The organism is Pseudomonas sp. RL_5y_Pfl2_69, from assembly GCF_963970465.1.
GTDB lineage: Bacteria > Pseudomonadota > Gammaproteobacteria > Pseudomonadales > Pseudomonadaceae > Aquipseudomonas.
In genome coordinates this window covers 99,246-115,163 of record NZ_CAXAOU010000004.1, presented here as the reverse complement: position 1 = coordinate 115,163, position 15,918 = coordinate 99,246, and the positions used below count along the sequence as shown (strand labels likewise).

General features: G+C 60.8%; 14 protein-coding genes. 1 reads left to right on the top strand and 13 read right to left on the bottom strand.

The genetic code is table 11. The features are described 5' to 3' along the window. Positions 1-272: 272 nt before the first annotated feature. The 9 genes from dctM to AACY07_RS08965 form a co-directional block, all read right to left on the bottom strand. Positions 273-1,553 (bottom strand): C4-dicarboxylate TRAP transporter large permease protein DctM, encoded by a 1,281-nt coding sequence (gene dctM / locus AACY07_RS09005; protein WP_219263110.1) that lies wholly within the window; start codon positions 1,551-1,553, stop codon positions 273-275. Continuing rightward, positions 1,550-2,188, bottom strand: a complete 639-nt coding sequence (locus AACY07_RS09000; RefSeq protein ID WP_133076915.1) for a TRAP transporter small permease subunit — start codon at positions 2,186-2,188, stop codon at positions 1,550-1,552. The genes dctM and AACY07_RS09000 overlap by 4 nt, the downstream gene beginning before the upstream one ends. Positions 2,189-2,284: 96 nt before the next feature. Next, a complete protein-coding gene (locus AACY07_RS08995) occupies positions 2,285-3,277 on the bottom strand; it encodes a TRAP transporter substrate-binding protein (protein WP_133076916.1) in 993 nt (330 codons plus the stop codon). Positions 3,278-3,340: 63 nt separating this feature from the next. Next, entirely contained in the window at positions 3,341-4,168 is an 828-nt protein-coding gene (locus tag AACY07_RS08990; RefSeq protein ID WP_339474678.1) for an HpcH/HpaI aldolase/citrate lyase family protein, read from the bottom strand. 50 nt (positions 4,169-4,218) lie between these two features. Next, a complete protein-coding gene (locus AACY07_RS08985) occupies positions 4,219-5,424 on the bottom strand; it encodes a CaiB/BaiF CoA transferase family protein (RefSeq protein WP_339474466.1) in 1,206 nt (401 codons plus the stop codon). Next, positions 5,421-6,803 (bottom strand): MmgE/PrpD family protein, encoded by a 1,383-nt coding sequence (locus tag AACY07_RS08980; RefSeq protein ID WP_339474465.1) that lies wholly within the window; start codon positions 6,801-6,803, stop codon positions 5,421-5,423. The genes AACY07_RS08985 and AACY07_RS08980 overlap by 4 nt, the downstream gene beginning before the upstream one ends. Further along, positions 6,800-7,192 carry a VOC family protein gene (locus AACY07_RS08975; RefSeq protein ID WP_339474464.1) on the bottom strand — a complete coding sequence of 131 codons (393 nt, stop codon included), beginning with the start codon at positions 7,190-7,192 and terminating at the stop codon, positions 6,800-6,802. The genes AACY07_RS08980 and AACY07_RS08975 overlap by 4 nt, the downstream gene beginning before the upstream one ends. A 44-nt stretch (positions 7,193-7,236) precedes the next feature. Next, positions 7,237-8,400: an acyl-CoA dehydrogenase family protein gene (locus tag AACY07_RS08970; protein ID WP_133076921.1), complete on the bottom strand. Its 1,164-nt coding sequence runs from the start codon at positions 8,398-8,400 to the stop codon at positions 7,237-7,239. 22 nt (positions 8,401-8,422) lie between these two features. Beyond that, positions 8,423-9,250 (bottom strand): FAS1-like dehydratase domain-containing protein, encoded by an 828-nt coding sequence (locus AACY07_RS08965; protein ID WP_339474463.1) that lies wholly within the window; start codon positions 9,248-9,250, stop codon positions 8,423-8,425. Between the two features lie 143 nt (positions 9,251-9,393). On the opposite strand from AACY07_RS08965, the gene AACY07_RS08960 reads away from it, so the two are divergent. Next, positions 9,394-10,335: a LysR family transcriptional regulator gene (locus tag AACY07_RS08960; RefSeq protein WP_219263118.1), complete on the top strand. Its 942-nt coding sequence runs from the start codon at positions 9,394-9,396 to the stop codon at positions 10,333-10,335. Here the strand turns inward: AACY07_RS08960 and AACY07_RS08955 are convergent. The 4 genes from AACY07_RS08955 to AACY07_RS08940 form a co-directional block, all read right to left on the bottom strand. Then, positions 10,332-11,822 carry an aldehyde dehydrogenase gene (locus tag AACY07_RS08955; RefSeq protein ID WP_339474461.1) on the bottom strand — a complete coding sequence of 497 codons (1,491 nt, stop codon included), beginning with the start codon at positions 11,820-11,822 and terminating at the stop codon, positions 10,332-10,334. The genes AACY07_RS08960 and AACY07_RS08955 overlap by 4 nt on opposite strands. A 30-nt stretch (positions 11,823-11,852) precedes the next feature. Continuing rightward, positions 11,853-13,232, bottom strand: coding sequence for an APC family permease (locus AACY07_RS08950; RefSeq protein WP_339474460.1), 1,380 nt, complete (start codon positions 13,230-13,232; stop codon positions 11,853-11,855). Between the two features lie 152 nt (positions 13,233-13,384). Further along, a complete protein-coding gene (locus AACY07_RS08945) occupies positions 13,385-14,767 on the bottom strand; it encodes an aspartate aminotransferase family protein (protein WP_339474459.1) in 1,383 nt (460 codons plus the stop codon). A 45-nt stretch (positions 14,768-14,812) separates the two neighbouring features. Beyond that, entirely contained in the window at positions 14,813-15,610 is a 798-nt protein-coding gene (locus AACY07_RS08940; protein ID WP_339474458.1) for a helix-turn-helix domain-containing protein, read from the bottom strand. Between the last annotated feature and the right edge of the window lie 308 nt (positions 15,611-15,918).

The following is a 15,918-nucleotide window of genomic DNA, read 5'->3' as shown; positions in this document are numbered from 1 at the left end:
CGCAGCCGGACGCAGCCTCGCACGGCTCGTCAGCGGCTACAGCGTTCGTCACCCATCCCGCGCGTAGTCGCTGACGAGGAACGAAGGCTGCGATCGAGATGGTGCGCCACTGCGACGAAGCGGTCGCAAAACCGGCACGCGCGGTATCCCTGATTAACCGTGGAAGCTGACTTTACGACTGCTGCGCAGCCGATCGCAGCCTCGCACGGCTCGTCAGCGACTACAGATTCGTCACCCATCCCGCGTGTCGATTGAGCGCGAAGCGGCTACACCTACATCCCCAGCCAGTTCGGCAACGCCAAGGAAACAAACGGCACATACGTCACCAGCACCAGGAACGCCAGCATCACCAGCAGCCACGGCGATACCGCTCGCACCACGCGGGTCAGCGGCATGCCCGTCACCGCCGAGGTGACAAACAGGTTAAGCCCGGTCGGCGGTGTAATCAGCCCGATTTCCATGTTCACCACCATGATGATGCCCAGGTGGATCGGGTCGATGCCCAGTTGCATCGCAATCGGAAACAGAATCGGCGCAAGGATCAGGATGATCGCAGACGGCTCCATAAAGGTGCCCGCAACCAGCAGCACGACGTTGACCACCAGCAGGAACTCAATCGGCGTAAAACCCTGCTCCACCACCCAGGCCGTGATCGACTGCGGGATCTGCTCGGTAGTCAGTACGTGGGCGAACAGCATGGCGTTGGCGATGATGAACATCAGCACCACACTCAGCTTGCCCGCTTCGATAATCACTTTCGGGCATTGGCGTACGGTCATGTCCTTGTAGATGAAGATGGCCACGAACGCGGCATAGACGGCGGCCACGGCAGCCGCTTCGGTCGGTGTGAACATGCCCGAGTAGATACCGCCCAGAATGATCACGATCAGCATCAGGCCCCAACCGGCCCTTCGGCCCGCGACCATGATTTCCTTGAACGAGGCCCGTGGCAGCGATGGCATGTCTTTCACGCGGGCCATGATGTAGATGGTGATCATCAATACAAGGCCCAGCAACAGCCCCGGCACAACGCCTGCCATGAACAGCTTGCCCACCGATGTCTCGGTCGCGGTGGCGTACACCACCATGACAATCGACGGTGGAATCAGAATGCCCAGGGTGCCCGCGTTGCACACAATACCGGCGGCAAAGTCTTGCTTGTAGCCGGAACGCACCATACCCGCGATGACGATCGAACCCACCGCAGCCACCGTGGCCGGCGACGAACCGCTCAGTGCGGCAAACAACATGCAAGCAAGGATCGCTGCGATGGCCAGGCCACCCTTGATGTGACCGACGCAAGCGTTGGCGAAGTCGATCAGGCGACGGGCTACGCCACCGCTGGTCATGAATGCGCCAGACAGCAGAAAGAACGGAATGGCCAGCAGTGTGTAGTGCTCGCTGGTTTCAAACAGTTTGATCGCCAGGGAACGCACCGAGTCGTTGCTGAAGAACAGGATGGTCATGGCCCCGGACAAACCCAGGGAAATCGCCACCGGAATGCCAATGAACATCAGCACGAACAGGGCGACAAAAAGGAAGGTAATGGTCATTGGTCGGTCCCCTGCTTGTCGTTTTCCGCCAGCTTGACGGCGTCATCCAGCTCACTGTGCAAGCCCAGTCCCTGCTGCTTGCCTTGGGCGATACGGATGAAAATCTGCAGGAAACGAACGAACATCAGGGCAAAACCGATGGGTACGATCATTACGATTTGCCATTGGGCAATGCCGAATCGGTCCAGGTCTTCGGCACTGGTCCCCACTTGATACAACGTGGCAACCCACTGCTCGCTGGAGTAGGCCATCAAGGCGCAGTAACCCAGGCAGATGGCCACGGCGAGCAAGGCCACGCGGCGCTGGTTGGCAGGATTGAACTGGCGCACCAGCAAGTCGACACCGATGTGCGCGCCAATCCGCACGCCCCAGGCCAGGCCGACAAAAATCAGCCAGCCGAACATGGCCTTGGTCAGCGCCACGCTCCAGGTCATCTCCTGGGCGATGTACAAAATACCGTCGCCGATGCTGAGCATGGCTTCGTTGCCAAATGGAAGTGAATCCCCCAGCGAGTAGAAAATGCCGTAGAGGTTGTTGAACACCACATAGGAAAATGTGACCAGGGTCATTCCTGCAAGCAGGAACGCCACCAGCATTTCTTCCGCGTGGTTCCAGACACGAACAACTGCGTGCATGGGTTATCTCCCTTGAAAAAGCGGTCGCAAAGCGACACATGGAACCGATGCAAGCGCGGGCGACCCCACCCGGGGTCGCCAACGACATACAAGGCCTTAGCTGCTTTGGTTGGCTTTTTCGGCGGCTTCGATCACATCCGGGCCGATGGCGCTTTCGAACTTCTTCCACACCGGGCGCATGGCTTCACGCCACTGCTCCCGTTGTTGCGGGGTCAGGCTGATGATTTCGCTGTTGCCAAAATCGACGATTTTCTGCCGTGAGGCCTGGTTCAGCACCTCTGCCTGCTTGTTCACCTCCACCGTGACCTCGGCCATGACCTCATCCAGGGTGCTGCGCACATCCGGTGGCAGGCTGTTCCAGAACTTGGTGTTGGTGATCACCATGTAGTCGATCGCGCCATGATTGGACTCGGTGAAGAACTTCTGCACCTCATACACTTTCTGGCTCTCGTAGTTCGACCAGGTGTTCTCGGTGCCATTGACCACCCCGGTCTGCAAGCCCTGGTAGACCTCGGCAAAGCTCATCTTGCGCGGCGCGGCGCGCAGGGCCTTGAACTGTTCATCGAGCACGGCGGAAGCCTGTACGCGGAACTTCAAACCCCGGGCATCCTTGGGTTCCTGCAGGGCCTTGTTGGCGGACAACTGCTTCATGCCGTTGTGCCAGTAACCGAGGCCGGTAATGCCCTTGCCTTCCATGGATGTGAGCAGGGCCTGGCCTTGCGGGCTTTGCTGGAAGCGGTCAACCGCATGGATATCATCGAAGAGAAATGGCAGGTCGAAGATCTGGATCGGCTTGGAGTAGTGCTCGAACTTGGCCAGCGACGGCGCCAGCAGTTGCACGTCCCCCAGCAACAGCGCTTCCATTTCCTTGCCGTCACCGAACAGCGAGGAGTTCGGGTAGACCTCGACCTTGACCTGCCCTGGCAGGCGCTCCTCGGCCAGCTTCTTGAACAGCAGCGCGCCCTGCCCCTTGGGGGTGTGTTCGGCGACGACGTGGGCGAACTTGATACTGATGGGATCGGCCGCGCCCGCATGACCGGTCAATAGTGGAAGTGCGCAGGCCAAAGCCATAAGGGTGTGCTTGAACATGGGTACATACCTCTTGTTGTTATAAGTTTGGTAGTGCCTGGTGTTGCCTTCGTGCGGTTTGTGTCAGACAGGCGCAGCCCCTGCCCGCCGCACGATTCGTCGTGAATGCTCGATCACCGGCGCATCGACCATCTGCCCGTCAATCACGAACACCCCGCCTGCGGACTCAACCGCAGCCAGAATCCGCCGGGCCCGGTCCAGCTCTTCAGCCCCCGGCATGTAGGTGTCGTGAATCAAAGCAACCTGACTGGGATGGATGCACAGCAGGCCGCCAAATCCCATGTCCCGGGCATCGGCAGCCATTCGGGCCATGCCCTCGATGTTTTTGATATCCGGAAAAACGCTGTCCAGCGGCGGCGCCAGTTGCACCAGTCGGCTGTGCAGCAAAATGGCATAGCGGGCCTGGTCGAGCATGCGCTGCGCTGCGGCGCTCGTGCTGCTCAAGCCCAAGTCCAGGCCAAGGTCCAGGGCACCGAACGTCAATCGTTCAACCCCCGCTGCCCGGGCGATGGCTTTTATTTCAAGCAAGCCCCTGGCGCTTTCGATGATCGGCCAGACGGGCTTGGCGCATGCCGCCGCCAATTCGACCTGCACGGCGCTCTCTGCCTTGGGCAGCAATACCGCCACCACACCGGGCTGGCGGCGGCACAGGTCCAGATCAGCCGCCTGTTGTTCATGCTGCGGCGCATTGATGCGAACCAGCACCCGAGCGTCGGGATTGGCCTCCAGAAACGCCTCCAGATTGGCCCGCGCCTGCACCTTCAGGTGTTCCGCCACGGCGTCCTCAAGGTCGACGATGACCGCATCGGCGCCGCTTGCCAGCGCCTTGGCAATACGCTCGGGGCGAGTGGCGGGTACAAACAGCGCTGATCGAATGACTGTTTTATTCATGGCAATTTTATTCATGGCAATGCTCCGTACCGCAGTGTGAGGCGAGGGCCTCACACTGCTCCTTGTTGGTGGAGTCGCTGGATGTCCGTGGCGCCATAGCCCAGTTCGCCAAGCAGGCTGTCGGTGTGCTCGCCCAGGCGCGGCACAGCATCCATTCGCGGTTCAAAAGCGACGTTGCGTCCCGGTGGCAGCAGTGCGGGCAACTTGCCGACCGGACTGTCCACCTCGCGCCAGCGGTCACGGGCCTGAAGCTGCGGATGGGCCCACACCCCGGCCATGTCGTTGACATGGGCATTGGCAATCGACGCCCCGTCGAGCCGTGCGATGACTTCATCGGCGCTCAGGCGGGCAAATTCGTCAACGATGATGGCCCGCAACTCGGCACGATTGTCCGAGCGCCGCGCGTTGGCATTAAAGCGTACGTCGGCCGCCAACCCCGGCTGCAGCAACACCTTGTCGCAGAACTGTTGCCATTCACGCTCGTTCTGCAGGCCGAGCATCACCGTACCGCCGTCCCCCGCTGGGAACGGTCCGTAGGGGTAGATTGTGGCGTGGGCGGCCCCGGCCCGCGGAGGCGGTGCCGCGCCGTCGTAGGCGTAATACATCGGATAATTCATCCACTCCACCAGGCTTTCCAGCATCGACACATCGATGCGGCTGCCCTCCCCGGTCTTGTCCCGCAACAGCAGGGCCGAGAGCACGCCGGTGTAGGCGTACATGCCCGCCGCGATATCGGCAATGGAGCAACCGGCTTTGGCCATGTCGTTTTCCCCCGGCCCGCCGGTGACGGACAAAAAGCCGCCTTCGCTCTGGATCAGCAAGTCGTAAGCCTTTTTTTGCTCGTAGGGCCCGCCCTCGCCGTAGCCGGAGATATCGCAGACGATCAACCTGGGAAAACGCTCATGCAGGGCTTCGAACGACAACCCCATACGCTGCGCGGCACCCGGCGCCAGGTTCTGCACCAGCACATCGGCCGTGGCCAGCAGCTTGTCAAGAACCTCTCCCGCGTCCGGCTGCTTGACGTTCAGGGTCAGGCTTTCCTTGGAGCGGTTGGTCCACACGAAATGCGAGGCCAGGCCATTGACCCGCTCGTCATAGTCACGGGCAAAGTCACCGGAGCCGGGGCGTTCGATCTTGATCACCCGCGCGCCCAGGTCAGCCAGCTGACGAGTGCAAAACGGCGCCGCGATGGCGTGTTCCAGACTCACAACAGTGATGCCGTCCAGCGGGCGGGGTTTGAATGCCGTGTCGTTCATAATGCAGTCCCTGCAGGTGCGGCAGTGCGGGTCAGCACGTCCAGGTTGTCCAGATGGCGCAGGTGCCAGACCAGCTCCACAAGCCCCGTCGCCTGCTCGTCACTGCACGCTCCCGAGAAGGCCAGCAGGCGGCGAAACTTGTCCTCCAGCTCGGTGCGGCTCAGGGTGTTGCCCGGATCGCCCTTGGGCTCATCGATGCTGCCGGACACCGTCCGGCCCTGCACCGTCGTCACCTCCACACGGCCCAGCCAGCGCTGCGGGTAGGCGCCGTCGACGTGCTCGTCCAGCACCATGCTTACCTTGTCGCGAAACGCCCCGATGCGTGGATCGGTCAACGCGTGTTGATGAAATTCGGGCAATCCGGCCTTGCCGTAAACGGCGATCAGGCCCAGCACCGTGCCCATTGAGAATTTGGCCTGGTGAACGGTCTGTGGCACCTGCACGCGCCCCAACACGTCGATGGCGCCCTGATGGACTCGGGTGATCACGCTGGCAATGTCTTCAGCCCGCAGATTCTCGCGCTGCATCACCTCCAGCAGGGCATCCGCCGCCGGGTGCGTGTGGCGGCACGAGGCGTGAAATTTGAACGAGGTTTCAATCAGGGCCCAACGGCTGCCCAGGCTGTCGGACAGGCATGCTGGATTGGCGTCGCTGGACATTCCTGCGGCCATGCCCTGCTCGCCTTCGAGAATATTTTTAGCGCCACTGAGCCCGTCAGCGGTGAGGTAGGCCGCCAACAGGCCGTCGGCCGCTGCCTTGGCGGTATGCAGCTGTTTGGAGTCTGCTGCATCGCGCAGAAACTCCCACAGGCCCGCCGCCTGGGTGCCCGCAGTGCCGAGCAGGTGGGTGAACTGCTCCTGATTGAAGTCCATCAACTTGCCCACCCCCACTGCAGCCGCCAGGGTGCCGACCGTGGCCGTGGTGTGGAAGATGCGGTAGTGCGAACGACCGAGGAATTCACCAATACGAATGCCGGCTTCATAACCGGCCACGGCGGCCACGATCAGGTCGCGGCCCGTTTTACCCAGATCCTGGGCAGCGGCCAGCACCGCCGCAAACACCACCGTCGCCGGGTGCAGCACGGAGCTGTTGTGCAGGTCGTCCTGCTCCACCAGGTGTGAGCTGGCGCCATTGATCAGCGCGGCGAAATACGCGGAGCTGGTCTTGCCACTGACCAGGATTGTGGCCGGTCCGCTGGCCGGGCCCATCATTGCGCCATAGCGCTCGAATAACGGGATGGGGTGCGAGCCCTGGCTGGCCAGGGCCGAGCCCAGCCAGTCGAGAAACAGGTCTTCGGTACGGCTGATCACGGCTTCGGGCAACTGCTCGTAGCGCAGGCCGGCCAAAAACCCGGTGAGCGCTTGTGTGTGCTGACTCATTCAGCGTGCTCCATGGCATTCGAAAGTTCGATCAGGTTGAGGTCCGGATCAAGCAGGTAAATCGAGCGGATCGGTCCCCGGGCACCTGTACGCATGACCGGGCCTTCCAATATCTTCACGCCCTGGGCGTGCAACTGCTCGATGACGACGTCCAGTCGGTCATTGACGATGAAGCACACGTCGGCCGACCCCGGCAGTGGATGCGTAGCCTTGGGTTCGAACTCGGCACCGGCCTGGTGCAGGTTGATTTTCTGCTGACCAAACGACAGGGCATGGCGCCCCTGGCCAAACACTACCGGCTGCATACCCAGCACACGGCTGTAGAAATCCAGACTCCTGGGAATATCACGTACCGTCAGTACCAGATGGTCGAGATGGCTGATCTGCATGCTTAATCTCCGTTAAGGCTCCAGATGTAAATTCGGGTCAATGCTTAGAAAGAACGCGGCAACTCAAGCAGGTGCTCGGCCACGTAGGACAGGATCAGGTTGGTGGAGATGGGCGCCACCTGATACAGACGGGTCTCGCGAAACTTGCGCTCGACGTCGTATTCATTGGCAAAACCAAAACCGCCGTGGGTCTGCAGGCAGGTGTTGGCTGCTTCCCAGCTGGCCTTGGCCGCGAGGTACTTGGCCATGTTGGCCGCAGCCCCGGCACTGCGCCCGCTGTCGTACTCCTCGCACGCACGCCAGCGCATCAGGTCCGCGGCCTCAAGCTCGATGTAGGCCTCGGCAATCGGGAACTGCACGCCCTGGTTCTGCCCGATCGGACGGCCGAATACCTCGCGCTCGCGGGCGTACTGCGCAGACTTTTCATTGAACCAGCGGCCATCGCCAATGCACTCGGCAGCGATCAGGGTGCGCTCGGCATTGAGTCCGTCGAGAATGTAGCGAAAGCCCTTGCCCTCTTCGCCGATCAGGCTGCTGGCGGGGATGTGCAGGTTGTCGAAGAACAGCTCGTTGGTTTCGTGATTGACCATGTTGGCAATCGGCTGCACGGTCAGGCCGTTGCCGATGGCTTCGCGCAAATCCACCAGGAAGATCGACATGCCGTCGACTTTTTTCTGCACGTCGGCCAGCGGCGTGGTGCGGGCCAGCAGGATCATCAGGTCGGAATGCTGTACCCGCGAAATCCACACCTTCTGGCCGTTGATCACGTAGGAGTCGCCCTGGCGCACGGCCGTGGTCTTGATCTTGGTGGTGTCGGTGCCGGTGGTGGGCTCGGTCACGGCCATGGATTGCAGGCGCAGCTCACCGCTGGCCAGCTTGGGCAGGTAATAGCTTTTTTGCGCTTCACTGCCGTGGCGCAGCAAAGTGAACATGTTGTACATCTGGCCATGCACAGTGCCGGAGTTACCGCCGCAGTGGTTCACTTCTTCCAGAATGATCGACGCTTCGGCCAGCCCCAGGCCCGAGCCGCCGTACTGTTCAGGGATCATCGCCGACAGCCAGCCGGCCTCGGTCATGGCGGCCACAAACGCCTCAGGAAAGCCCTTTTCTTCGTCAATCCTGCGCCAGTACTGCGCGGGAAACTCGGCACACAGGGCGCGCACACCCTCGCGAATAGCGTTGTAGTCTTCGTTCAGATACGGATTCATTGCAGATCCTTATTGCCATTATTCAGTCGAAGGTCACTTCGCTCTTTTGGGCAATACCTTCAGCATTGCCCACCCACAACTCAGCCCTGCCCGCCGCGGCAATGCGACCGCTCACGTTAAAGGGATGAGGCGCAATCAATGGGCGCAGGCCGCGATAAGCGAAGCGGCGCAGCCGTGCATCGGGATTGGCCCGGCAGAACGCGCGCACACTGAGCGTGGCCATCAGCGGGCCGTGAACCACCAGCCCCGGGTAGCCCTCGACCTCGGTCGCATAGGGCCAGTCGTAGTGGATGCGGTGCCCATTGAAGGTCACGGCCGAATAACGGAACAACAAGGTGGGGGTTGGCGTGACGGACTCCTGCCAGGCGCCTTCGGGCATCGGGTCGCCGCTCGCCAGCTTGGGAGGCGTCGGCTCGCGGTAGACGATGTCCTGTTCTTCACGGATCGCCAGCTGGCCGTCTTGAAGGTAGTCATGCTGCACCGTGACAAACAGCAGAGCGCCGGTCTTGCCGTGTTTTTCCTGGACATCGGTGATGGTGGAGAGGCGCGTCGCCTGAGCGCCCACCTTCAGCGGGATGTGGAATTCGATACGCCCGCCCGCCCACATGCGGTTGCGGTTATCGGCGGGTGGCAGGAAGCCCCCGCGTGCCGGATGGCCATCGCCACCCAGCTCGCCCGGCGCCACTGCGCTCTGGAAAAAACACCACTGCCACAATGGCGGCAGCGGCTCACCGGCCAGTGGCGCCTGCTCGCCGAAGGTCGCGGCGATGCGGGTGACCAGGTTAAGGCTCAGACAGTCATGGCACTCTTCAGTGCGACCTATCCAGGCAGACAGTGCGTTATCGCTCATCGGTGATTGCCCCGTGGCTTGTTATTTTGACCATGATTGCCAAAAGCACAGCGATCTGTGAATCTGCGTTTCGGTAAGGGGGCGTTCGGTTTTGCTTAACGCCGCAGCCACACAGCAGCATTCATGCCCTGGGAAAATCTGCCATGCACTTTGATCTCGTCGACCTGCGCCTGTTTATCCATATCGCCGAATCCCCCAGCATGACCCAGGGTGCGCGCAAGGCATTCATCTCCCCGGCAGCCGCCAGCGCCCGGATCAAAAGCCTGGAAGAAAACCTCGCCAGCCGCCTGCTCTACCGTGACAGTCGGGGCGTTGAACTCACACCTGCGGGGGAACTGTTCCTGCACCATGCCCGCGTGATCATGCGGCAGGTGGACTACCTGAAAAGCGAGTTCACCGAGTACGGCACCGAATCCTCGGGGCATATCAGGATCTTTGCCAACACCACGGCGGCCACGGAGTTCTTGCCCGAAATCCTTGCAGGCTTTCTCGCCGAACGTCCGGGGGTGACGGTTGACCTGCAGGAGCGGTTGAGCCGCGACATTGTTCGGGGCGTGCTGGAGGGCTCGACGGACATGGGCATCATTGCCGGCCCGGTCGAGGCCGACAGTTTGCAGGTCATACACTTCAGTACTGACCAGTTGGTACTGGTCACGCCCCTCGACCATCCCCTGGCCGGGCGCACAACCATCAAGCTGGCGGAGACCCTGGCCTATGCGCACATCGGTTTGCACGAAGGCACCACCCTGCTGCGTTTCTTGAGCGAACAGGTGGCCCTGCACGGCAATACGCTGAACATGCGGATCAAGGTCTACAGCTTTGAAGCGATGTGCCGGATGGTCGAAGCGGGCGTGGGCCTGGCCATCCTGCCGGAGTCTTCGGCCCGTCGACATCAACAGACCATGGGCCTGTCAGTCATCGAGCTCGACGAGCCCTGGCGCGTGCGGGAGCGAAGCATTCTGGTCCGTGATCTTGAGGCTCTGCCAAAGGTCATCCGCAGCTTGATAGATAGGTTGCTGGCGCAAAACGAGGGTTCTGCCCAGCCTCTGAATCCGTCCGATCACCCCGCTCCCACCCCTGCTTAACGAAACTGAAACCAGGTAGTTTTCAGCTGCGTGTACTTGTCAAACGAGTGCAGCGACAGATCGCGCCCGAAACCGGACTGCTTGCCTCCGCCAAAGGGAACCGCCACATCCAGAGCGTCGACGGTATTGACCGACACCGTACCGGCATTCAGGGCACGGGCCACACGGTGGGCACGATTCAGGTCATCGCTCCACACCGACGCTGCCAGCCCGTAAATGCTGTCATTGGCTTGCGCCACGGCCTCCTCTTCAGTATCAAAGGCGCTGACGGCCAGGACGGGACCAAACACCTCTTCACGGGAAATGCTCATGGCGCTGTTCACGTTGGCGAATATCGTCGGCTGGATAAAGTTTGAAGAGCCATTGATGGTCAGCTGTTCACCACCGCTCAACAACGTGGCACCACCCGCAGTGGCCTGGCCGATGGCTTTCATGATGCGGGCTGTTTGCTCGCTGTCGACGATGGCGCCCGCAGCGCTTCCCGGGTTCAGGGGATCACCGGGCAACCAGGCGCGAGACTTGCTGATCAGGCGCTCGACGAATTCGTCGTGGATGGAGCGCTGCACGTAGAGCCGGGAGTTGGCCGAGCACACTTCACCCTGATTGAAGAAAATGCCGAAGGCGGCTTTTTCCGCAGCCAGGTCCAGATCCTGGCAGTCTTCGAACACCAGGTTCGGGCTCTTGCCACCGCACTCCAGCCAGACCTGCTTGAGGTTGGACTGCGCGGCGTACTGCATGAAGTACTTGCCGACCTGGGTGGAACCGGTGAACACCAGGCAATCAACGTCGGGATGCAAGCCGAGGGCCTTGCCGGCGCTCTCGCCCAGGCCGGGCACCACGTTCAGCACACCTTCCGGGATACCGGCCTCCAAGGCGAGCTGGGCCAGGCGCAACGCAGAAAATGGCGATTGCTCCGCTGGTTTCAGCACCACGCTGTTGCCGGCAGCCAATGCGGGGGCCAGTTTCCAGGCGGCCATGTCCAGCGGAAAGTTCCACGGCACCACCGCGGCAACAACCCCCAGCGCTTCCCGGGTGATGGTGGCCAGTGCGTTGTGAGCCGTAGGTGCGACCTGATCATAGACCTTGTCGAGGGCTTCGCCGTACCAGGCAAAAACGTGTGCGGCGCCGGGCACATCCACGTTGTAGGCATCCATCACCGGCTTGCCCATGTTCAGCGAATCCAGCAGCGCCAGCTCTTCGCGGTGGGCCATCAGCAGCCCGGACAACCTGATCAGGATTTTCTTGCGCTCCCCCGGGGCCATGCGCCGCCAAGGGCCTGTGTTGAAGGCGCGCCGTGCTGAGCGCACTGCCAGGTTGACTTCTTGTTCGCCGCACGCGGCGACACGGGCCAGCAATTGATTGGTCGCCGGGTTGATGGCGTCGAAGGTCGCCCCGGACATCGAACTCACTGGCTGGCCGTCGATCAGGGCGGTGTCAATGAAGGTTTGGCGGGCAACACGCTGCTGCCAGTAGTCAAGGTTGAACATGTCAGTACTCCCAAGTGGATGTTTTTGTAGTTATTCCGCGATTTTCAAATCCGGCATGCCCACCCGGAATCCCCGGGTGACGCCCAGCAGACACAGGAGCCCCAGGCCCATCCAGCACAGACCAATGAGGAACGACATGCTCGAAAGGCTCGTCCACAACCAGAGGGTGCTGAGGAACCCCAGCCCCGGGAGCACGGCGTACATCAGGTAGTTGCGGCGTCCGCGCAGCTTCTGATCAATCAGGTAATGCTTGATCACTGCCAGATTCACCGCCGAGAACGCGAACAGCGCGCCAAAGCTGATCATGTTGGCGACGGTATCCAGGGTGATAAACAGGGCAATCAGAGAGAACAGACTGACCAGGATGATCGCGTTGGCAGGCACCCGTTTTTTCGAGACCAGCTTGCCGAGTACGCGGGGCAATGCTCCGTCCCGTCCCATTGCAAACAGCACGCGGGAGACACTGGCCTGGGACACCATTGCCGAGGCGAAACAGCCCGCCACATAGGTCGCGGTAAACGCAGTCACCAGCAGTTCGCCACCGACGCGACGCATCACGTCCACCGACGCCGAATCCGGGTCGGCGAAGCTGTTCCATTCCGGAAAAACCATTTGGGCACAATACGAAACCACCAGAAACAGCAGCCCTCCGACCAACGACACCACCATGATGGCGAGCGGGATCGTACGTTTGGGGTCAGGGGTTTCTTCGGCCATGGTCGACACCGCATCGAAGCCCAGAAATGACAGGCACAGCACGGCTGCCCCCGTCATGATCAACGGCACGCTGAAGCCTTCATGGTGGAAGGGTTCGAGCAGCGAAAGCGGTTCGGAATGCCCGCTCAGGGTGTTCACTGACAACGCCACGAACACCACGATGAAGACCAGTTGGGCAACGATCAGTATCCAGTTGACCCGGGTGATGGACTCGATACCCACCAGGTTGAGTACCGTCACCAGGGCAATGGAGCCGAGCACCCACACCGCGGTCGGAACTGCGGGAAAGTACTCGGACATGTAGATGCCGATCAGCAAATAGCTGAGCAACGGCAGGAAGATGTAGTCCAGCAATAACGTCCAGCCGGCAATAAAGCCGAAATAGGCACCGAAAGCCTTGCGCGTATAGGTGTAGACCGATCCTGAATAAGGGTGCGCCTGAACCATGCGTCCATAGCTGTAGGCGGTCAGCAGCATGGCCGCGAGCGTCAACAGGTAGGCGGTCGGCAGGTGCCCCTTGGTCATCTGGGTGACCAGGCCGTAGGTGGTAAACACCGCCAGCGGGACCATGTAGGCCAGGCCGAAAAGAACCAGTCCGACAAGGCCCAGCGGTTGTCGAAACCTGCGGGCCGACGTTGCGCTGGAGGAGGAATGATGGGAGGGAGTATCGGCCACGTTTGTTATTGTATTCATTGCTGACTCCTGGAAATTGGAATGCAGGGCGCCGCGGCATTCGATGAAATCGATACCGTTAGTGAATCATTCGTTGAAAGTGGTGATGTGCACGCAGGGCGATGTAACGATGTCGCCCACCACCCCGGATGCGGGGTGGTGGGCCGATCACTTCACAGTTTTCCCGCGATCCGTGCGGTGCGGTCTACTGCAATGCGGGTCTTCTCGACCAGCTCGTCCAGTTCGCCTCGGGTTGCTACCAGGGCGGGCGCCATGATCATGCGGCCCAATGTCGAGCGAATGATGACGCCCTCTTCAAAACCAAAGGTGCGGCACTGCCAGGCCAGGTCGTTTTCATTGTCGAAGCGTTTGCGCGTGCTCTTGTCCTCGGCGAACTGCAAGGCCGCGAGCAAGCCCGTGCCCTGGATCTCGCCGATCATCGGGTGATGGGCGAACACTTCGCGCAGGATCTGTTGCAGGTATGGCCCGGTGTCTTCCTTCACCGTGCGTACGATGCCTTCATCACGCAGCGCCTTGAGGTTGGCCAGCGCCACCGCTGCCGCGACCGGGTGCCCGGAGTAGGTCAGGCCGTGGGCGAAGACCCCGCCCTGCTCCACCAGCGCATCGGCAATACGCTTGCTCAGCACCAGGCCGCCCATCGGTATGTAACCGGAGGTCAGGCCCTTGGCGATCGACAGGGTATCTGGTTCAAAACCGAAGTACTCATGAGCAAACCACTCGCCGGTGCGACCAAAGCCACCAATCACCTCATCGGCGCAGAGCAGTACATCGTACTGGCGGCAGATGCGTTGAATCTCGGGCCAGTAGCTTTCTGGAGGGAAAATCATCCCGCCCGCGCCCTGGAACGGTTCCGCGATAAAGCCCGCTACGTTTTCGGCGCCCAGTTCGAGGATCTTTTCTTCCAGTTGCAGGGCACAGCGACGACCGAACTCAGTCGGAGTCAACTCGCCGCCCTGGGCGTACCAATACGGCTCATCGATATGGGCGACGTCGGGAATCATGCCCCCCATTTCGTGCATGAACTTCATGCCGCCCAGCGCAGAAGCCGCGAGGGTGGAACCGTGGTAGCCATTCCAGCGGCCGATCATGATTTTTTTCTGCGGCTTGCCGACAACTTGCCAGTAGCGGCGCACGGTACGGATCAGCACTTCGTTGGCTTCGGAGCCGGAGTTGGTGTAGATCACGTGACTGTAGTGACCCGGTAGCAGGCTGAACAGCAACTCGGACAGTTCGATCACCGCCGGATGGGTGGTGTGAAAGAACATGTTGTAGTACGACAGCTGGTCCATCTGCGCGGCGGCAGCGGCGGTCAAGTCCTTGCGACCATAGCCGAGCTGGGTGCACCACAGCCCCGACATACCGTCCAGGTAGCGCTTGCCTTCGCTGTCCCATAGATACAGGCCCTTGCCCCGCACCATCACTCGCGGGCCTTCGGCATTCAGGGCTTTTTGATCCACAAAGGCGTGGATGTGGTGGGCCGCGTCAGCCTGCTGGTAATCCTCAGTCTGGCGCTTCAACTCGAATGGTAAATTCATGGTTTTCTCTTTTTGTTGGGAGTCACACAAGGGCAAGCGCGCCGCTCAGCGGTTCTTGCTCATGTAGCTTTCAAGGGGGTCTTTGCTGAGCACCCCCTGGGCTTCTGCCAGGGAATCGATAAACAGGGAAAACAGTTCCGATTGCGTACCGATATCCAGCTTGCTGTAGATGTTCTTGCGGTGGGACTTGATGGTGTCTTCCGTGACCCCAAGGCGTTCGGCCAGAGAACGTGTGGAGTGGCCGCGCAAGATCAGCTGGGCAATCCGGCATTCGCGCTCGGTCAGCAGCGACGAACCGAAGTTGTTCAGGGCCGAATGGATTCGCTGTTCCAGCAGGTTTTCGAAGCGCGATCCCCGGGCATCCAGACCGACGAAATGCTTGCCCAGCACCGCCAGCACCCAGGGCGCTATCCGCTTGAACTGCTGGGTGGTGGTTGCGTCCAGTTTTTGCGTAAACGCCAGTGACACCGACAGGCTCAGCCCGGCACTGGACTGCAGGATGTAGTTCAACTCATCTTCCAGATGTGAGTGACGGTAAAACGACTGGAAGTATTCGCCGAGTTCGAAGTGATCGGGGGCAACATCCTCAAGGTTGTAACACCCTGAACTGACGCCTTCGATGCAGGCCCCGTAGAACGGGTCCAGCAAATAGAACCCGGACAGGTACTGGCGCACATTGCCTTGTGGCAACCAGGGGCCTTCCAGTTCGAACAACGCACTGGGCATGCCCCCGTGGGGGTACAGGTACAACGTTGTCGCCTGAATGGGCCAGATACATCCCAGGGCTTCGAACAACGTAGCGGTGAAGCCCGACTGCCCGATGCTCTCGGTCACTCTGGCCATCTGTTCGAACCATTGCGCAGATGAAAGCCGGTCGTTTTCCACTTCAAAGACTCGCCGAAAGTACGGTTGAGTACGACACCACGTCACTGGCGCCAAGGAGTGGAGTGATACTCCCACACCCTGAAAATCATCGAAATCACCCGTTAGGGTGAGGAGCCTGGCCACCCCGGCCTGGCCACTTTCAAGGCGTCGGCCCGTCTGGCAGAAGGGTCCTGAGCACCGTGTGCATGCCGTTTCGCGCGTAGATACAGGGGCAATATTGAGTAATCAGGGCGAGAACTTCTGCATTCAATTTTTATGCTCACTTC